The 14,216-nt window shown below is 33.4% G+C and carries 15 protein-coding genes; 8 read left to right on the top strand and 7 right to left on the bottom strand.

The window, feature by feature from the left end:
* Positions 1-50 precede the first annotated feature (50 nt).
* Entirely contained in the window at positions 51-1,523 is a 1,473-nt protein-coding gene (locus J2X17_RS14135) for a S41 family peptidase (protein ID WP_310299238.1), read from the bottom strand.
* Between the two features lie 187 nt (positions 1,524-1,710).
* Here J2X17_RS14135 and J2X17_RS14130 point away from each other — a divergent pair, with 187 nt between their 5' ends.
* The 5 genes from J2X17_RS14130 (at position 1,711) to yiaA (ending at position 4,293) form a co-directional block, all read left to right on the top strand.
* Positions 1,711-2,220, top strand: coding sequence for an RNA polymerase sigma factor (locus tag J2X17_RS14130; protein WP_310299235.1), 510 nt, complete (start codon positions 1,711-1,713; stop codon positions 2,218-2,220).
* Positions 2,207-2,665, top strand: coding sequence for a hypothetical protein (locus J2X17_RS14125; RefSeq protein WP_310299229.1), 459 nt, complete (start codon positions 2,207-2,209; stop codon positions 2,663-2,665). Before J2X17_RS14130 ends, J2X17_RS14125 begins: the two co-directional genes overlap by 14 nt.
* A 16-nt stretch (positions 2,666-2,681) precedes the next feature.
* Positions 2,682-3,209, top strand: coding sequence for a DUF4252 domain-containing protein (locus tag J2X17_RS14120; protein WP_310299225.1), 528 nt, complete (start codon positions 2,682-2,684; stop codon positions 3,207-3,209).
* 2 nt (positions 3,210-3,211) lie between these two features.
* Entirely contained in the window at positions 3,212-3,754 is a 543-nt protein-coding gene (locus J2X17_RS14115; protein WP_310299223.1) for a DUF4252 domain-containing protein, read from the top strand.
* Between the two features lie 143 nt (positions 3,755-3,897).
* On the top strand, positions 3,898-4,293 hold the full coding sequence (gene yiaA / locus J2X17_RS14110; protein WP_310299220.1) for an inner membrane protein YiaA: 396 nt from the start codon (positions 3,898-3,900) through the stop codon (positions 4,291-4,293).
* A 70-nt stretch (positions 4,294-4,363) separates the two neighbouring features.
* Here yiaA and carB read toward each other — a convergent pair whose 3' ends face one another.
* Together carB and rpmH are read right to left on the bottom strand one after the other, a co-directional pair.
* Positions 4,364-7,219, bottom strand: coding sequence for a carbamoyl-phosphate synthase large subunit (carB, locus tag J2X17_RS14105; RefSeq protein ID WP_310299216.1), 2,856 nt, complete (start codon positions 7,217-7,219; stop codon positions 4,364-4,366).
* 146 nt (positions 7,220-7,365) lie between these two features.
* Positions 7,366-7,527, bottom strand: a complete 162-nt coding sequence (gene rpmH / locus J2X17_RS14100; protein ID WP_008464848.1) for a 50S ribosomal protein L34 — start codon at positions 7,525-7,527, stop codon at positions 7,366-7,368.
* 166 nt (positions 7,528-7,693) lie between these two features.
* On the opposite strand from rpmH, the gene J2X17_RS14095 reads away from it, so the two are divergent.
* Positions 7,694-8,209 (top strand): DUF2892 domain-containing protein, encoded by a 516-nt coding sequence (locus tag J2X17_RS14095; RefSeq protein ID WP_310299213.1) that lies wholly within the window; start codon positions 7,694-7,696, stop codon positions 8,207-8,209.
* Between the two features lie 420 nt (positions 8,210-8,629).
* On the opposite strand, the gene J2X17_RS14090 is transcribed toward J2X17_RS14095, so the two are convergent.
* Positions 8,630-9,289 carry an alpha/beta hydrolase gene (locus tag J2X17_RS14090; RefSeq protein WP_310299210.1) on the bottom strand — a complete coding sequence of 220 codons (660 nt, stop codon included), beginning with the start codon at positions 9,287-9,289 and terminating at the stop codon, positions 8,630-8,632.
* A gap of 250 nt (positions 9,290-9,539) precedes the next feature.
* Here J2X17_RS14090 and J2X17_RS14085 point away from each other — a divergent pair, with 250 nt between their 5' ends.
* Positions 9,540-9,824: a GNAT family N-acetyltransferase gene (locus tag J2X17_RS14085; protein ID WP_409025262.1), complete on the top strand. Its 285-nt coding sequence runs from the start codon at positions 9,540-9,542 to the stop codon at positions 9,822-9,824.
* Positions 9,825-9,883: 59 nt separating this feature from the next.
* Here J2X17_RS14085 and J2X17_RS14080 read toward each other — a convergent pair whose 3' ends face one another.
* The 3 genes from J2X17_RS14080 to J2X17_RS14070 all read right to left on the bottom strand — a co-directional run bounded on the left by J2X17_RS14080 (position 9,884) and on the right by J2X17_RS14070 (position 13,432).
* A complete protein-coding gene (locus J2X17_RS14080; protein WP_310299205.1) occupies positions 9,884-11,518 on the bottom strand; it encodes an ABC-F family ATP-binding cassette domain-containing protein in 1,635 nt (544 codons plus the stop codon).
* A 228-nt stretch (positions 11,519-11,746) separates the two neighbouring features.
* The gene (locus J2X17_RS14075; RefSeq protein ID WP_310299201.1) at positions 11,747-12,922 is read right to left on the bottom strand and encodes a GlmU family protein; all 1,176 of its coding nucleotides are present in this window, start codon (positions 12,920-12,922) and stop codon (positions 11,747-11,749) included.
* A gap of 255 nt (positions 12,923-13,177) precedes the next feature.
* On the bottom strand, positions 13,178-13,432 hold the full coding sequence (locus J2X17_RS14070; RefSeq protein WP_029272307.1) for a type B 50S ribosomal protein L31: 255 nt from the start codon (positions 13,430-13,432) through the stop codon (positions 13,178-13,180).
* A 248-nt stretch (positions 13,433-13,680) separates the two neighbouring features.
* Between J2X17_RS14070 and J2X17_RS14065 the strand changes: the two genes are divergently transcribed.
* Entirely contained in the window at positions 13,681-14,211 is a 531-nt protein-coding gene (locus J2X17_RS14065; RefSeq protein ID WP_310299196.1) for a DUF4199 domain-containing protein, read from the top strand.
* The last annotated feature ends 5 nt before the right edge of the window (positions 14,212-14,216 follow it).

The raw sequence follows: 14,216 nt of genomic DNA, 5'->3' as shown, positions 1-14,216 counted from the left end.
TTAAAAAAAAGGCTTTCATTTCTGAAAGCCTTTTTCGTTTTATTATAATTTTATTTTAATGCTTTTAAAAGACCTTCCGGTGCTTTTTCATTATACATTTGGTTTCTGATTCCGTTCATTGCTTTAGCATTCGTGAACGTTCTTAAAGCCAGTGTTTTGTCCTGTTGTATTTTTTTAGCAGTAGAACCCGTGATTTTTGAAATAGTCAAATTCAGTAATGGTTCAGATGGATCTCCTAAAACTCCCATATTACTAATATATTCTAATTGCTCATAAGTGGGTGGCAAACCATTTGTATATTCACCAAAATCAGCAGCATTTACAATTTTCAAAACTAAAGGCTGCATAGCATATTTATGATTTGGATTTCGATTTGTTTTTCCAAAACTTGGAGAATCATATAATGTAACTGAACCCACATTTTTACCCACCGTCGTCTCTCCGACCTGGACTACAGAAATATAAGGTGCAAGTCCGTTGATTACCAATTCACTTGCCGACGCAGTACCATCTGTAGTAATAATATAAATTTTGCTCAGATTCAAACTATTAATTGCAGCTCCGTCAAGTTTATCAACAAATCTAACATTTAATGATTCCGGTTCTTCGCTTTCATAATACTCATTTACTTTTGCATTCCATTTTTCTTTCGCAAATATTTTATCAGTAAACTGGCCTGTAATCATACTGGCAAGACGCGATGCAGTTTGTATAGACCCACCGCCGTTGTATCTTAAATCCAAAACAAAATCAGTTATTCCTTGTGATTTCAATGTTGCAAAAGCATCATTAAGTTGTGCATCATAATTAGCATAAAATCCATTATACATCAAATAACCAATTTTATGACCACCAGAAACTATTACCTTATTAATAAAAACAGGATTTTCATCTAAAGTCGTTTTAACAAGAGATACGCTTTTGCCATTTGTTGCAACTGTTGTTCCGTTGAAACTAGCCATATTCAAGGTATAGCTGTCAGCATTCAAAAGCGCTTGATAATTTGAAACCGTAAGTTGGGTTCCGTTCACGCCAGTAAATAAATCACCACGTTTAATATCTTTGGTTGAAGCATCAGAATTAGGAAGAATATAACGTACAAAGCCCACTAATTCAGTAGTACTATTTGGTTTATAACTCAGTCTAAAGTCAACTCCGTCATTTTTTGTTGTTCCCTGAAGTTCTTGTTCCAAAACAGTATAATCGTCAACAATCCAGCTAAAGCGGTCAATTGCTTGTCCTTTTGGGAATTTACTGATTGGCTTATTCAACAAATCCTGAAATAAATCTTCTGGCTTAGCATATCCTCCCAAAAAAGAGTTGAGTGATTCTTGAGAATTAAAACGATCATCCGCTAAATTCGGGACATCTGCCTGCCACAAATAAAACTGATTTAGTCCTTTCCAGACAAAGTCATTAACCTGCAAATCTGCAGGAGCCGCAACATCGTCCTGATCTTCACAGGATTGTAAAGCAAATGCCAATAAGAATATTAGCAATAAACTTTTTAATATTGTTTTCATATAATTAGTTATGAGTAGTATCAATAATATATTAACGTAAAAATACTACCTTTAGTTTTAACAGTAATCAATTTCAAGACGTTTTTTCATCAATATAAGTTTTTTCCAAAAAAAAATAAAAGTATTGTAACAAAAATAATAGTGTCTCGTCTTGACTATATAAGCTAACGAATAACCAACCAATTTTATGAATCAGAATGTGTTTATAGAATTAATAAATCCTTTTAAAGACAAAGTTTTTCGTCTGGCAAAAAGATTACTAACCAGCACCGAAGAAGCAGAAGATGCTACTCAGGAAGTAATGGTGAAATTATGGAATAAAAAAGACAGTTTAGACACCTATAATAATATTGAAGCTGTTGCGATGACAATGACCAAGAATTATTGTCTCGATCAGTTAAAATCTAAAAGAGCAGGAAATTTAAAAATCGTTCATAATAATTTTACAGACCGCGAGCCTCAATTAGATAAAAAATTAGAAGATTCAGACAGTCTGGATTGGGTCGAAAAAATTATAAGCCAGTTACCGGAGCAACTCCAAATATTAATTCAGCTTCGCGATGTTGAGCAATATGAATTTGATGAAATTGCAAAAATTGTCAACATGAATGAAACTGCGATTCGGGTAGCACTTTCGAGAGCGAGAAAAAAAATAAGAGAATCAATGGTTAATACACACAGTTATGGAATTAGATAAAATAGAAAATATATTAGAAAAATACTTTCAGGGAGAAACCACTATTGCTGAAGAAAATGAATTAAAAGAATATTTTTCTTCGCCAAATGTTGCGCAGCATTTAGAGCAATACAAACCGATGTTTGGTTACTTCTCTCAGGTAAAACAACAAAAAACGACGCAGGAAATTCCACTACAATCTAAAAAACAAAATGTGGCGTGGTTATCAATTGCAGCTTCAGTTGTTGTTTTACTCGGAATTGGGACCTTTTATTTTGTGAGCCAAAAAACTACAGTTCCAGCTGTAGCGCAATCAGAATTAGGAACCTACGATGATCCGGAAGAAGCCCTTGCCGCAACGCAAAAAGCTTTGGCCTTATTATCAAACAATGTTAATGTAGGTATTGGAAGTGTACAATACATTAAAGAATATGAACAATCAAAAAACAAAATTTTTAAACAGTAATTAAATTCAATCAAAAATGAAAAATTTCATCATAACACTAGTTTTCGCCTTTGTTACCACTACTTTTTATGCTCAGGGAGCATTTGACAAATTTGATGGTCAGGACGACGTAACCTCTGTAATCGTAAACAAAAAAATGTTCGATTTAATGAGCAAAGTAAAAGTTGATGCATCCGATAAAGAAATGCAGCAATACATCAGTCTGATTAAAAAATTAGACTATCTAAAAGTGTTCACAACAAAAAACCCTAAAATCGAAGCCGAAATGAAAGCTGCAGCCGATAAATATGTTAAAACGGCCGGCTTAGAAGAATTAATGCGAATTAATGATAGCGGCAGAAATGTAAAAATATCTGTAAAATCAGGAGCGACAGACTCTCAGGTAAGAGAATTGTTAATGTACGTTGATGGTGCAAAAGACGATGAAACAGTTTTACTATCATTAACAGGTAATTTTGATATCAACGAAATCTCAGTACTAACAGACAAGATGCAGCTTCCTGGTGGTGCTGACTTAAAAAAAGCCTCTAAAGGCAAAAAATAATCATGAAAGCCAGCGTTTTTACCACAGCCCTTTTAGTATTACTAACTTTTGTAAGTTGTAATTCTGAGCCTTCATTACAAAAGTATTTCGTACAGAATAGTGATAATAAAGATTTCATTGTACTTGATGTTTCACCTAGTATTTTAAACTTAGAGAAAACAAAATTATCAGCAGAGCAAAATGAAGCTTTAAAATCTTTCGACAAAATGAACATTTTGGCATTCAAAGCCAACGATAAAAATCAGGCACAAGTTGAAACAGAAACAGCAAAAGTTAAAGCGATTCTGAAAAATCCAAAATATCAGGAACTAATGAAATTTGGTTCAGGTAAAGACGGCGCTTCAGTAAGTTATGTTGGTACAGATGAAAACATTGAAGAATTTGTAATTTTTGCCAACAGAAAAGAAAATGGTTTTGCAGTGGTTCGCGTACTGGGAAAAAATATGAATCCGAATAACATCATGACATTAATGTCTGTTTTGAAAAAATCAAAAATAGACATGGAACAATTGAAGCCTTTGCAGCAATTGATGAATAAAAAATAATACATTTTTATTTTAAAACAAAAAAGCTCCATTTTCATGGAGCTTTTTTTATAATAAGAAGATTAAACTTAATAATTTTTTAATATTTATTTTTAATATATAAGAATTAACTTATATTTGTTCTTAATTTAAAAATAAAAAACATGGTACAAAAAACGTCGAATGCATTTATAGCAGCATCTTGGGTTGCTCTTGGAGCTGGAATGATTGGCTACATCGTAGGACTTACTAGAGCCGAAATGCTTCTGAACGAAAAAGGATATTATTTTACAGTTTTAATGTTTGGATTATTTGCTGTGGTTTCGCTTCAAAAAAGCGTTAGAGACAGACTTGAAAAACTTCCTGTAACCGATATCTATTATGGAATCTGCTGGTTTGGAACTCTATTATCAATAGTATTATTAGTAGTTGGACTTTGGAATGCAACTATTCTACCAAGCGAAAAAGGTTTCTATGCTTTTGCCTTTTTATTATCTCTTTTTGGTGCTATTTCAGTACAAAAAAACACAAGAGATAATATGACTTTCGACAATGAGTAAGGTCTAGACAACTATTACAAAACAAAAAAGCTCCATTTTCATGGAGCTTTTTTTATATCTGTATTTGAGATTATTTACTCAAATACATTTTTCTTCTTGAATACAATTCATAGAATTGATCGTCTTTCAAGTCATCAATAAACAAGATGCTTTCTCCAGTCGATTTCATTTCAGGTCCTAATGCTTTGTTTACATTATGGAATTTACTAAAAGAGAAAACCGGCTGTTTAATCGCGTATCCTTTTAATTGAGGCTTAAAGTCAAAATCAGTTACTTTATTGTGTCCTAACATTACCTTCGTAGCGTAGTTTACATAAGGTTCTCCGTATGCTTTTGCAATAAACGGTACAGTTCTCGAAGCTCTAGGATTTGCTTCGATGATGTAAACTGTATCATCTTTTATCGCAAACTGAATATTGATCAAACCAACAGTTTTTAAAGCTCTTGCGATTTTAAGAGTATGATCTTTTATCTGTTGCATTACGAATTCTCCTAAGTTGAAAGGAGGCAAAGTCGCATTACTGTCTCCAGAGTGAACTCCGCAAGGCTCGATGTGCTCCATAATTCCGATGATGTAAACATTACCATCAGCATCACAAATTGCATCCGCTTCCGCTTCGATTGCTCCAGCCAAATAATGGTCTAAAAGCAATTTATTTCCTGGAATAGTTTTCAATAAATTGATAACGTGCTCCTCTAATTCTTTTTTGTTGATTACAATTTTCATTCCCTGACCTCCTAATACATAAGAAGGACGAATCAATAATGGGAAGTCTAAAGTATCTGCAAGAGCAGATGCTTCATCAGCCGTTTCAGCTATTCCGAATTGTGGGAAAGGAATATGTAATTCTCTCAATAAATCTGAGAAACGTCCTCTGTCTTCCGCTAAATCAAGTGCATCAAAACTAGTTCCGATGATTTTCACTCCGTATTTAGATAATTTTTCAGCCAATTTCAAAGCCGTCTGACCACCTAACTGAACGATTACACCTTCTGGTTTTTCGTGCTGAATGATGTCGTAAATATGTTCCCAGAAAACGGGTTCGAAGTATAATTTATCCGCTGTATCAAAATCAGTCGAAACTGTTTCAGGATTACAGTTGATCATAATTGTTTCGTAACCACATTCTTTTGCTGCCAAAACTCCGTGTACACAAGAATAATCAAACTCAATTCCTTGTCCAATTCTGTTTGGTCCGGAACCTAAAACGATGATTTTCTTTTTGTCTGTTACAACACTTTCGTTATCAACATATTTTTCACCGTTTGCTTTTTCGATCTCAGCTTCAAAAGTTGAGTAGTAATAAGGTGTTTTTGCTTTGAATTCTGCCGCACAAGTATCAACCAGTTTAAACACACGGTTAATGTTCTTGTCCATTCTTAAAGTATGAACTTCACTTTCAAGACAGTTCATCATGTGAGCGATTTGTCTATCAGCAAAACCTTTTTGTTTCGCTTCAAGCAGTAACTCTCTTGGAAGATCAGCAATTTTATAGTTCGAAATTTCTTTCTCTAAAGTATAAAGCTCTTCGTATTGTTTTAAGAACCACATATCGATTTTGGTAATCTCATGAATACGGCTCAACGGAATTCCCATTGCAATTGCATCATAAATTACAAAAACACGATCCCAACTCGCAAAAGTTAGTTTCTCGATAATTTGTTCGTAGTTTTTATATCCTTTTCCGTCAGCTCCTAATCCGTTTCTTTTAATTTCTAAAGATTGAGTCGCTTTGTGTAATGCTTCCTGGAAAGAACGTCCAATTCCCATTACCTCACCAACAGATTTCATTTGAAGTCCTAAAGTTCTGTCGGCACCTTCAAATTTATCAAAGTTCCAACGTGGTATTTTAACGATTACATAATCTAAAGTTGGTTCAAAAAGAGCCGAAGTAGATTTTGTAATTTGGTTTTGCAATTCATCTAAGTTATACCCTAAAGCCAGTTTAGAAGCAATTTTAGCAATTGGATAACCCGTTGCTTTCGATGCTAAAGCAGATGAACGAGACACACGAGGATTAATCTCGATCGCTACGATATCTTCTTTTTCATCTGGCGAAACTGCGAATTGTACGTTACAGCCTCCTGCAAAATTTCCGATACTGCGCATCATTAAGATGGCATAGTCACGTAATTTTTGGAAAGTTGTATCTGATAAAGTCATTGCTGGTGCAACTGTAATCGAATCTCCGGTATGAATTCCCATTGGATCCATATTTTCGATTGAACAGATAATCACCACGTTATCATTTTTATCTCTCAAAAGCTCCAACTCATATTCTTTCCAACCCATCAAAGCTTTATCAATTAAAACCTCATGTATTGGCGAAGCTTCAAGTCCGCGCGTTAAAAGATCATCAAAATCTTCTTTTTTGTAAACGATTGCAGCTCCCGTTCCTCCAAGTGTAAACGAAGGACGAATTACAAGCGGAAAACCAAATTCCTGAGCGATTTCTTTTCCTTCTAAGTAAGAAGTCGCTGTTTTTGCAGGTGCAGTTGGTACATTAATTCTTTCTAAAAGCTGTTTAAATTGCTCTCTGTCTTCTGTAATATTAATAGCATTTACATCAACTCCGATTAATTTAACTCCGAAATCCTGCCAAATTCCTTTTTCTTCAGCTTCCAAACACAAATTCAAAGCAGTCTGACCTCCCATTGTTGGCAAAACGGCATCAATTTGTGGATGTTCCTTTAGAATTTCAATAATCGATTTTGTAGTTAGTGGTTTTAGATAAACATGATCGGCCATAGTTGGGTCGGTCATAATTGTCGCTGGATTTGAGTTTATCAAGATAACTTCAATTCCTTCTTCACGAATAGAACGTGCAGATTGAGATCCTGCATAATCGAATTCGCAAGCTTGACCAATAACAATAGGACCTGATCCTATTATTAAAACTGATTTTATTGATGTGTCTTTAGGCATTTTATTTGTATTGTGTAGTTATATAAAGTACTTTAAAAAACATTCGTAGTGTATTCTAAACTAGAACGTTGCAGCTTTTTTACCGACAAGGTATAAAAAAAGGCGATACTAAAAAAGTAATCGCCTTATGTATGTTTATACAAACATTATTTTTTGTGTCTAGGTTCACTAGAAACAGTCAATTTATGTCTTCCTTTTGCTCTTCTACGCGCTAGAACTTTTCTTCCATTCGCAGAAGCCATTCTGTCCATAAATCCGTGCTTATTTCTTCTTTTTCTTTTCGATGGTTGAAACGTTCTTTTGCTCATTGCTTTGTATCTTTAAAATGGTATCTAATATCTCTTTTCTGTTTTTGAATATCGTTATTCTAAAACCGAGTGCAAATATACAAAGACTTTTTTTTCTGGCAAGTACTTTAATAAAAATATTTTTAATTCATTTTACTATATTTGCAATCTCAAATATACATCTATTATGTTTAACAAAAATATTAAGCTTATTTTAGCCGGACTTCTTGTAGTTGCTGGCATTTGGCAATTTACAGAGAGTAATATCGGGAATGGTATTTTCCTTATATTATTGACTGCAATTCCTATTTTTCTTTATTTCAAAAACGAATTCATCCTTTTAGCCTTCCTAAAATTAAGAAAACAAGATTTCGAAGGAGCTAAAAACTGGCTGGCATACATCAAAAATCCGGAATCGGCATTAGTTAGAAAACAACAAGGATACTTTAATTACCTACACGGAATCATGTTATCTCAAACCAATATCAATCAGGCAGAGAAACATTTCAAGAAAGCAATCGAACTTGGTTTATCTATGGATATGGATTTGGCAGTAGCAAAATTAAACCTTGCAGGAGTTGCCATGTCACGCAGAAGAAAGCTTGAAGCGACTAATTTATTGAACGAAGCTAAAAAATTAGACAAGCAAGGCATGCTGAAAGAGCAAATCACAATGATGAAAGATCAAATGAAGAAAATCTAAACTTCTTTAAATTACAATATTCTAAATCCCAAATTCCAAAAGAGTTTGGGATTTTTTTGTCAATACGATCGTTTGGGATTTGGAATTTCTTTATTGGAATTTCTTTTTTTTTATTAGAAGCTATTTCCTGCTGTCCTTCCAATCTTTTGTGGTGTCCCGAGGCTTCGGACCACCACAAAAGGATTTTCCTCCCGACACTTCGGGGCCATCAGGGCTAGAGCACTCATTTTCACAAGTAGATTATATCGATTATTTGTATTTTCACACAGTATGTCATCCCGAGGAACTAGCGATGACAAGATGAAGCAGAATGCTTATACATAAATCTTTGTCAAAGTTTAAAACTTTGACAAAGATCTCATAACGATGATCGTTTTGAATTTGGGATTTGGGATTTAAAAATTGGAATTTTACAAACTTCTAATCTTCCAATATAATCGAAGGCAAATTCTCATTCAGCCATTTATATTTATTGAGAATCATAACGTGAGTTCCTCCTTTTACGATAATACAGCTCTTAATATATTTTATCGGAAAAACTTCGTCTTTATCGCCATGAATATGAATTACATTTTCATCACGTTCATTTCTATCCCATAAAATTACATTTTCAACCGCCCATTGTAGGTAATTAAGATCCCGCATCGCCAGAAACTTCTCGTACAGTTTAATACGTTTGTTGATTTTTTCTCCAAAAGAATATTTTGCAAGATTTTCAATATTCAGAATTAGCTTCATCGGAATCAGCTTATAGGCTTTTGTAGTTTTTCCTATTTTCATTCTTCTAGGGAATTCCGTGTTACTTCTAACGCTCGAAATAATAATTATTTTTCGAACCTGAATATGCTTTGCCATTTCCTGAACCAGAATTCCACCAAAGGAAACTCCAATCAAAACCGGATTCTCGTGTTTTATCTTTTTAGTAATTCGAAGCGCGTAATCAGATAATGATTCTTTCGGTTGTGGAATTTCCCATTCCAGCAAACACATTTCAAAAATAGATTCATCTAAATTAATTCTTTCAAAAATGGTCGAGCTTGCAGCCAAACCAGGCATAAAGTATACAGGAATTTTGCTCATTCTTTAAAAACGGAATTATAATTACTGATTTTAATTTCAAGTTAAATTTACTTTTTTTAATAATAGACACAGCAAATCTTACACCATAATTACAAATTAGACCATATAAACCACAAAAAGACTATCATTAGCAGTCTTTAAAAAATAATTCCATATTGAAAATCAAATGATTACCTTTGTAGTCCAAATCTATATTTACGTTTTAAACCTACTAAAAACATGTCAAATTATGGAACCTATTGAAACAACTATGGAAATTAAAGACAACACTTTTGCAAGACAGTTTGAAACCATAGCCCCCGAAGGATTACTTTCTGTCGAATATTCATTTCAGGAAAAGAAAATTTTCCTAACCAAAATCAATATTCCGGAAGGCTTCGAAGACCAGGATTTTATTGATACGTTACTCCGAAACATCATGGAAATCGTCATCGAAAAGAAATTCAAACTAATGCCAATTCACCCAAAAATTGTACAGTTTATCAAGAAGAACCCTAAGTACAAAGAACTACTTCCTCCGGGAATCAGAATTTAATCAAATAAAAAAGCACAAGTTGATTCTTGTGCTTTTTTAGTTTTATATGTTTTGAAAAATTATTTTTCAATCTCTCTCATAGAATCCATTTTTTTATGCGCCAGGAAACCAGCAACATCTTCAAAATGTTCTTTTACACGTTTGTTTCCAAATTCGAAAACCTTAGTTGCTAATCCGTCAAGGAAATCACGGTCGTGAGAAACCAGGATTAAAGTTCCGTCAAAATCACGCAATGCATCCTTAATAATATCTTTGGTTTTCATGTCTAAGTGATTCGAAGGCTCATCCAGAATCAACAAGTTAACAGGCTCCAACAATAATTTAATCATTGCCAAACGCGTTTTCTCTCCTCCTGAAAGCACTTTTACTTTTTTGGTAATATCATCACCCTGAAACATAAATGCTCCTAAAATATTTTTAATCTGCGTACGAATATCTCCAACCGCAATAGCATCAATAGTTTCAAAGATCGTTGCATTTTCATCTAACAAAGAAGCCTGATTCTGAGCAAAATACCCAATTTGTGAATTATGACCAATATCAACACTTCCTTCGTCGATACCAATTTCTTTCATAATTGCTTTAATCATCGTCGATTTTCCTTCACCATTTTTACCTACGAAAGCCACCTTTTGACCTCTTTCGATAACAATGTTGGCATCTTTAAAAACTACATGATCTCCGTACGATTTAGACAAATCTTTCACCACAACAGGATATTGTCCCGAACGTGCTGCCGGCGGGAATTTTAATTTCAAAGCTGAATTATCTACTTCATCAACCTGAACGATCACTAGCTTTTCAAGCATTTTAACACGCGACTGAACTGCATCTGTTTTAGAGAATGTCCCTTTAAAACGATCAATAAAAGCTCTGTTATCAGCAATCATTTTTTGTTGTTCGTCATATGCTTTTTGCTGGTGAATACGACGATCTTTTCTTAATTCTAAGTAATGAGAATACTTCGCTTTGTAATCATAAATTCTTCCCATTGTAACTTCAATAGTACGATTTGTAATATTATCTACAAACGCTCTATCGTGCGAAATTACCACAACAGCCTTAGCCTGATTTAATAAAAATTCTTCTAACCACTGAATACTTTCGATATCCATGTGATTGGTTGGCTCATCCAGCAAAATCAAATCTGGTTTTTGTAGAAGGATTTTCGCCAATTCAATACGCATTCTCCATCCTCCTGAAAATTCAGAAGTCTGACGTGTGAAATCTTCGCGCTCAAAACCTAAACCAACTAAAATTTTCTCAACTTCAGCTTCATAATTTACTTCTTCAATTGCATAATATTTCTCGCTCAAGTCTGAAACTCTTTCGATCAATTTCATGTATTCGTCACTTTCGTAATCGGTACGAACGGTTAATTGCTCGTTGATTTCATCAATTTCAGATTTCATTTTAAAAATCTCACCAAAAGCTTTTGAAGCTTCTTCCATTACAGTCGAACCATCTTTTGTCAATAAATGCTGAGGCAAGTAAGCCACAACAGCGTCTTTTGGAGTCGAGATACTTCCGGTAGAAGGCTTGCTTTGACCTGCAATTATTTTTAAAAGTGTCGATTTTCCCGCACCATTTTTACCCATAAGGGCAATTTTATCATTTTCATTTATAGCAAAAGAAACATCGCTAAATAATGTAGTTCCACCAAACTGAACCGAAATATCGTTAACTGTAATCATTTAGATTTTTAGATTTTAAGACTGCTTAGATTTTTAGATTTCTCAGCAAGTATTTTTTGAAGGTGCAAAGATAGATTTAATTAGAGAATGTGGCAATTCTAAATGTGGCAATTTGTCAATTAGATAATTAGATAATTTTTTAAATTCATAACAACAAAACCCGACAGGTTTTAAAAAGCTGTCGGGTTTGCTAAAATTATCTAATTGACACATTGACTAATTATCTAATTAATCCTTTCTCCATTTTTTAGTCTCTTCAAAAATATGTTCTAAAATTGATGATTCGGTTTCGTCAAAATCAATATTTCTGCGACCCATAACCAGTTTTGCAGTTTCGAAAGCTTTTTTGGTTACGTAAGTCGTAAATCCCGCAGCGCCGCCCCAGGAAAAACTCGGAACAAAATTGCGAGGAAAACCGCTTCCAAAGATATTAGCACTCACCCCTACTACAGTTCCCGTATTGAACATGGTATTAATTCCGCATTTACTGTGATCTCCCATCATTAAACCACAAAACTGAAGTCCGGTTTTAGCAAAACCTTCGGTTTCGTAACTCCATAACTTCACTTCTTCGTAATTGTTTTTCAGGTTCGAATTATTACTGTCTGCACCAATATTACACCATTCACCCAAAACAGAATCTCCTAAAAATCCTTCATGCCCTTTGTTTGAATTTGCAAAAAGAACCGAATTTTTAACTTCTCCCCCTATTCGTGACCCAGGTCCAACGGTTGTCGCTCCGTACACTTTAGCCGACATTTTTACCATGGCATTTTCGCATAAAGCAAAAGGTCCGCGAATTACAGTTCCTTCCATGATCTCAGTATTCTTACCTATATATATAGGACCAGTTGAAGCATTTAAAGTCACAAATTCTAATTTAGCTCCTTCTTCAATAAAAATATTTTCCGGCGCAATAACATTTACGCTTTTCGGAATTGACTGTGATTTTCGATCTTCCGTTAAAAATTCAAAATCGGCGCGAATGGCAGCATCATTTTTAGAAAAAATATCCCAGGTATGTTCGACAGTTAAACAATCGTCGTTATATTGAATGATTTCATAAGAATCGAAATCAACTTCTTCCTGGTTTTCAGTAGTAAAAAAAGCAATTACATCTTCTCCTTTAAAAATAGCCTGATTTTCTTTTAAATCAGAAACCATTTCAGCAAGCGTATCATTTGGTAAATACGCTGCATTGATCATTACATTTTCTTCCATTTCCACCATCGGAAATTTGGCAGATAAATAATCTTCAGTAATTGTTGTTATGGTTGAGCCCAAGCGCGCCTCCCATTTTTGACGAATCGTCATAATTCCGATTAGAATATCAGCAACAGGTCTTGTAAAAGTAAAAGGTAATAAAGCATTCCGGACAGGACCGTCAAAAAGAATGTAATTCATAAATAAAAAATTTGGTACTTGTTAAAATCTTGATTTGGTTATCGAGTTCAAAGTTACAAATATTTTATTTGTTCGATAAAGCATGTTGCTATACAAAAAGACAAATACAATTATTTTTTTCGCCACAAATTCACGAATTATTTAAAACTTAAACATAAAACTAATTCGTGAATTCGTGGCGTTTTTTTTAGCTCAATTTATGCCATAAAAAAAGCCTTCCAAATTGGAAGGCTTTTGTATAAATAAAAACAGTTATTAGTTTTTAACGTGTTTTGCATATTTAGTTTTGAATTTATCAATACGTCCTGCAGTATCGATAAGTTTAGATTTACCAGTATAAAAAGGGTGAGATGTTCTAGAAATCTCCATTTTTACAACTGGATACTCAACTCCGTCAACTTCAATTGTTTCTTTTGTATCTGCAGTAGATTTAGTAATAAAAACTTCGTCATTTGACATGTCTTTAAATGCAACTAATCTGTAATTTTCTGGGTGAATTCCTTTTTTCATCTTTTCTTTTATTTATTGTTTAGAGCATTTTTATTTTGAAGCTTTTCCATGGTTAGAAAAAGGTGTAAACATATCTACTCTTTTTTGTTTAAAACTTTTAATTATTTTTGAGTGTGCAAATTTACAATTCTTTTTTAATAAACAAACATTTAGCTCACTTTTTTTAGCAAAATTCAAAAAGCTTTTTTTCTCTCTCATTATATTGGGAATTGCTATATTTGTGGATTAATTTTAAAACATATAGAAATATGATTAGTGAAGTTATTAAAAAGAACGGGATTACTTACGGAATTATTTTAGGTATTGTTTTAGCATTGATTACTGCTACAATGTACGCAATTGATTTAAAATTGTTTGTTTCTGGCTGGATTACAGCGGTAAAAGTAGTTATTTATTTAGCTATTAGCATTTTAGCATTATCAAAAACAAAGAAAGAATTGGGGAATATTTTTCCATTTAAATCAGCTTTCACTACATGTTTTATAACTGTCCTTGTTGGTATTTTAATTGCTACATTATTTGACATTATATTATTCAATTTTGTTGATCCGGGCGCAAAAGAAACTTTAAGTGATATAGTTGTTAAATCAACTGTAGAATTCATGCAAAAACTTGGAACGCCAGCATCAGCCATAAATGATGCAATAGCCAAAATGAAAGAAACAAACAACTTTGATACGCTACAGATACTAAAAGGCACTATTTTCGTAATAATTATTGGTGCTATTTTCAGTTTAATTATGGCGGCATTTTTTAAAAGCAAAACTACACAAGAATAAAAAAA

This window comes from Flavobacterium aquidurense, assembly GCF_031458035.1.
GTDB classification, from domain to species: domain Bacteria; phylum Bacteroidota; class Bacteroidia; order Flavobacteriales; family Flavobacteriaceae; genus Flavobacterium; species Flavobacterium aquidurense_C.
This window is presented reverse-complemented; position numbering and strand designations above follow the sequence as displayed.

Coding starts and splice junctions, on each gene's coding strand:
- yiaA (WP_310299220.1), top strand. CDS start 3,898: ATGGTACAAAAAACGTCGAATGCATTTATAGCAGCATCTTGGGTTGCT.
- J2X17_RS14115 (WP_310299223.1), top strand. CDS start 3,212: ATGAAAGCCAGCGTTTTTACCACAGCCCTTTTAGTATTACTAACTTTT.
- J2X17_RS14125 (WP_310299229.1), top strand. CDS start 2,207: ATGGAATTAGATAAAATAGAAAATATATTAGAAAAATACTTTCAGGGA.
- J2X17_RS14075 (WP_310299201.1), bottom strand. CDS start 12,922: ATGAATTACATTCTTTTTGACGGTCCTGTCCGGAATGCTTTATTACCT.
- J2X17_RS14070 (WP_029272307.1), bottom strand. CDS start 13,432: ATGAAAAAAGGAATTCACCCAGAAAATTACAGATTAGTTGCATTTAAA.
- J2X17_RS14080 (WP_310299205.1), bottom strand. CDS start 11,518: ATGATTACAGTTAACGATATTTCGGTTCAGTTTGGTGGAACTACATTA.
- J2X17_RS14135 (WP_310299238.1), bottom strand. CDS start 1,523: ATGAAAACAATATTAAAAAGTTTATTGCTAATATTCTTATTGGCATTT.
- rpmH (WP_008464848.1), bottom strand. CDS start 7,527: ATGAGCAAAAGAACGTTTCAACCATCGAAAAGAAAAAGAAGAAATAAG.
- J2X17_RS14120 (WP_310299225.1), top strand. CDS start 2,682: ATGAAAAATTTCATCATAACACTAGTTTTCGCCTTTGTTACCACTACT.
- J2X17_RS14090 (WP_310299210.1), bottom strand. CDS start 9,289: ATGAGCAAAATTCCTGTATACTTTATGCCTGGTTTGGCTGCAAGCTCG.
- J2X17_RS14065 (WP_310299196.1), top strand. CDS start 13,681: ATGATTAGTGAAGTTATTAAAAAGAACGGGATTACTTACGGAATTATT.
- carB (WP_310299216.1), bottom strand. CDS start 7,219: ATGCCTAAAGACACATCAATAAAATCAGTTTTAATAATAGGATCAGGT.
- J2X17_RS14085 (WP_409025262.1), top strand. CDS start 9,540: ATGGAAATTAAAGACAACACTTTTGCAAGACAGTTTGAAACCATAGCC.
- J2X17_RS14130 (WP_310299235.1), top strand. CDS start 1,711: ATGAATCAGAATGTGTTTATAGAATTAATAAATCCTTTTAAAGACAAA.
- J2X17_RS14095 (WP_310299213.1), top strand. CDS start 7,694: ATGTTTAACAAAAATATTAAGCTTATTTTAGCCGGACTTCTTGTAGTT.